Annotated in this window: 3 protein-coding genes and 1 pseudogene; all 4 read left to right on the plus strand. The window is 65.9% G+C overall.

Translation table 11 applies throughout. From position 1 onward, the window contains the following. A pseudogene (locus A9X05_RS19055) lies at nt 1-207 on the plus strand (hypothetical protein); the annotation flags it as partial. After that, nucleotides 208-1,197: a methylmalonyl Co-A mutase-associated GTPase MeaB gene (gene meaB, locus A9X05_RS19060; RefSeq protein WP_067753975.1), complete on the plus strand. Its 990-nt coding sequence runs from the start codon at nt 208-210 to the stop codon at nt 1,195-1,197. A 63-nt stretch (nt 1,198-1,260) separates the two neighbouring features. Continuing rightward, nucleotides 1,261-2,547, plus strand: a complete 1,287-nt coding sequence (locus tag A9X05_RS19065) for a serine hydrolase domain-containing protein (protein ID WP_067753973.1) — start codon at nt 1,261-1,263, stop codon at nt 2,545-2,547. Between the two features lie 1,052 nt (nt 2,548-3,599). Then, on the plus strand, nt 3,600-4,048 hold a 449-nt coding region (locus tag A9X05_RS19070; RefSeq protein ID WP_197499129.1), incomplete at its 3' end, for a glycosyltransferase.

Consider the following 4,048-nt stretch of genomic DNA (forward strand, 5'->3'; position numbering starts at 1 on the left):
CTGGTGCCGGCACTGCGCGACGCGCTCGCCGAGGTGGGACGGCCCGACATCATGATCGTGGTCGGTGGCGTCATCCCGCCCGGTGACTTCGACGAGCTGTACCAGGCCGGGGCCGCTGCCATCTTCCCGCCCGGGACGGTGATCGCCGACGCCGCGATCGGTCTGCTGCACAAGCTGGCCGAGCGGCTGGGTTACCCGCTCGACTAGATGGCCGGCCGCAAGAGCGATTCCGTCGACGACCTGGCCGACGCCGTTCGCCGTGGCGACAGGGCGGCGCTGCCACGGGCCATCACGCTGCTGGAGTCCACCCGCGCCGATCATCACGAGAAGGCGCAGCGGCTGCTGCTGGAGCTGACGCCCGACGCGGGCAACGCACATCGCGTCGGCATCACCGGAACACCCGGGGTAGGCAAGTCGACCACCATCGAGGCCCTCGGCATGCACCTGATCGAGCACGGCCACCGGGTGGCGGTATTGGCCGTCGACCCGTCGTCGACGCGCAGCGGCGGATCGATCCTCGGCGACAAGACCCGGATGGCGCGCCTGGCCGTGCACCCGGACGCGTACATCCGCCCGTCGCCGACGTCCGGCACGCTGGGCGGCGTAGCAAAGGCCACCCGCGAGACGGTGGTGTTGTTGGAGGCCGCCGGTTTCGACGTGATCATCATCGAGACCGTCGGCGTCGGTCAGTCCGAGGTGACGGTGGCCAACATGGTCGACACGTTCGTCCTGCTGACCCTGGCGCGCGGCGGCGATCAGCTGCAGGGCATCAAGAAGGGCGTGCTCGAGCTGGCCGACATCGTGGTGGTGAACAAGGCCGACGGCGAACACCTCGCCGAGGCGCGGGTGGCCGCCCGGGAACTGTCCTCGGCCATCAGGCTGATACACCCGCGCGAAACACTTTGGCGGCCACCGGTTCTCACCATGAGCGCGATGGAGGGGACCGGTCTGACGGAGCTGTGGGACACCATCGAACGCCATCGGCAGGTGCTCACCGAGGCCGGCGAGTTCGAGGCGCGCCGGCGCGCCCAGCAGGTCGACTGGACATGGCAGATGGTGCGCGACACCGTCTTGGACCGGGTGCTGGCCAACCCCAAGGTGCGCAAGATGCGCGCCGATGTCGAGCGCCAGGTCAAGGCGGGAGAACTGACCCCCGCGCTGGCCGCCGAGCAAATATTGACGGCAGCGTCAGACTAACGGATAGGTAAACAATCTAGATTTCGCTCCGGGAAGGTGTGAAATCCAAGTAAATTTGACATTGTGACGGTGGAAAACCGAGTCGATCGCCGCGCGGTCCCTGTCCACGATGACCTTGACGCAGGTCACCGTGTGTCCGGCGCGGCGGACTCACACTTCGGATGCGTCGTTCGCAGCTTTTCCACGATGTTTCCCGCCCGCCGGTTCGGCGGCGGCGCGCTGGCCGTGTACCTCGACGGTCAACCCGTCGTCGACGTGTGGACCGGCTGGTCCGATCGCGGCGGCCACCGGCCGTGGTCGGCCGACAGCGCACCGATGGTGTTCTCGGCGACCAAAGGCATGGCCGCCACCGTCATCCACCGCCTCGCCGACCGCGGGCTGATCGACTACGAGGCCCCCGTCGCCGAGTACTGGCCGGAGTTCGGCGCCAACGGCAAGGGCAACCTCACCGTGCGCGACGTGATGCGGCACGCCGCCGGCTTGTCGGGACTGCGGGGCGCCAGCAGTGAAGACTTGCTCGACCACGTCGTGATGGAGGAACGGCTGGCCGCGGCGTCGCCGGGGCGGCTGCTGGGCAAGTCGGCGTACCACGCGCTGACCTTCGGCTGGCTGATGTCCGGCCTCGCCCGGGGCGTGACCGGAAAGGGCATGCGAGCCCTGATCCGCGAGGAGCTCGCCGAGCCGCTGGGTACCGACGGGTTGTACCTGGGTCGCCCGCCGGCCGGGGCGCCGACGCGGGTGGCCGAGATCATCGCGCCGCAGAACCTGGTGCGGAACCCGGTCCTCAGCTTTGTGACGCGCAAGGTCGCCAACGAGCTGTCCGGCGGCTTCCGGTCCATGTACTTCCCGGGCATGGTCGCCGCGGTCCAGGGCGATACCCCCTTGCTGGACGCGGAGATCCCCGCGGCCAACGGGGTGGCGACGGCCCGCGGGCTGGCACGGATGTACGGCGCCATCGCGAACGGCGGCGAGGTCGACGGCATCCGGTTCCTGTCCCGCGAGTTGGTCGCCGGCCTGACCGGTCGGCGGAGCCTGCGTCCGGACCGAAACCTGTTCATGCCGCTGGCTTTCCACTTGGGCTACCACAGCCTGCCCATCGGCAACGTGATGCCCGGCTTCGGCCACGTCGGGCTGGGCGGTTCGCTCGGCTGGACCGACCCGTCGAGCGGCGTGGCCTTCTCGCTGGTGCACAACCGGCTGCTGACCCCGTTCGTGGCGACCGACCACGCCGCGTTCGTCGGCATCTATGCGCTGATCCGCAAGGCCGCCGAGAAGGCGCGCAAGCGCGGGTTCTCGCCGGTGACCGAATACGGCGCGCCATTCTTCGAGCCGGGAGCCGTCGCGGGCTGAGGAAAAAGGCACGCGATCAATTTGGTCAGCGAGTCAAGACGAAAAGGGCATAGCGATTTCTCACGGCGCGTTTGCCGTAAATCGGTCCGTCGCCTAATCTTCTGAATTTCCCGCTGACGGCGTCGCGTGAAAAGAAACCTCTCCGAGCAGGCCGATGTGCGAAGTCCGGGTGTCGTTGGGGTAATAACGAACCCCAGGCGCCGTGGCGCGTAATGACCGACGGCGATGCGGTCGTATTTGCCGGCGGCGGCGGAAGACGGTGTCCGGGCCATTCACGCCCATGGCGTCGGCGCCATCGCCCGGACTTTCGTAACCGTCATTTCCAGGGTACTGCGGTGCGGCCGGACGACCGGTCGATTTGCCGAGGCGCGCGTACCGGCCGGACCGGTTCCGAGCCATGTTGCTCCGCTGGCACAACAACTTCGGGCTGTAACACCGGACGCCGCCGCAGCGATACGTCACCGAAAGCTACCCGTGTTTTCGGAAAGTGAGGCGCATCACAGAAACTTCACACTTCAGCGTTTGGTGGCCCCGACACGCCGGGTAGTAGCCGCCAAGGGGGTCGGTCGGTCCCGGCCGAAGAGCCGGCGACGTTCGTGTATGACCAACGGTCGCAACGATCTGGCTCGAGTGATGCAAAAAGGGGGTGAGTGCAACGACAGCCGTCTAGACTCACTCCCGGTGGTACTGACATGCGGCAGAGGGGGGTTCACCTTTGGTCCGCGGGATGATACTGCACATGACTTGATCGTCGAATTCGGGCTCGCCGGTGAATCCCACAAATCAATAATTCGAGTGTTGGATCGGTTGTAAGCGCGGTGCTTCAGGCATTACGAGTGGTCCGGTGATCTCGTTGAGCCAGACAGGTTTCCCATGCGCCACGTAAACGAAGACCAACGGGGTGTCCTTCACGCACCCGATTCGACGACTGCCTTGACGTTTGACAATCGCGTCATTGCCGCTGAAGTTGCCGCCTAGTCGAGGAACCGGAGACAATAACCGATGCCCCAGACATCACCTAGCCCAACAGAACTGAAAGGCTACGATCTGTCGTGAAATTTGTGCTGGCAAGCTATGGAACTCGGGGCGATGTCGAGCCGACCGTGGCTATGGGTCGAGAACTGCAGCGCAGGGGACACGACGTTCTCATGGCCGTCCCATGCAATCTCACGGGCTTCGCCGAGGCGGCGGGGCTTCCGGCGGCGGCCTACGGGCCGGATATGCATGACTTCCTGACTGATGACTTCCTCCGTGACTTCTGGACAGACTTCCGCCGCAGCTTTTGGACCATCAAAGAGCCGATCAGGTTGTTGCGTGAGCTGTGGCAGCCGTGCCTCACGCACTGGGCAGAAATGAGCCGCACGCTGGCATCGCTGGCCGCGGGCGCCGATGTCCTGTTCAGCGGACTGGTTTACCAAGAACTCGCCGCAAGCATCGCCGAGGCCTACGACATTCCGTTTGCGACGCTGCATTACTTTCCGATACGGCCCAACGGCCAGCT

It is taken from the genome of Mycobacterium sp. E3298 (genome assembly GCF_001666895.1).
Classification (GTDB): domain Bacteria; phylum Actinomycetota; class Actinomycetes; order Mycobacteriales; family Mycobacteriaceae; genus Mycobacterium.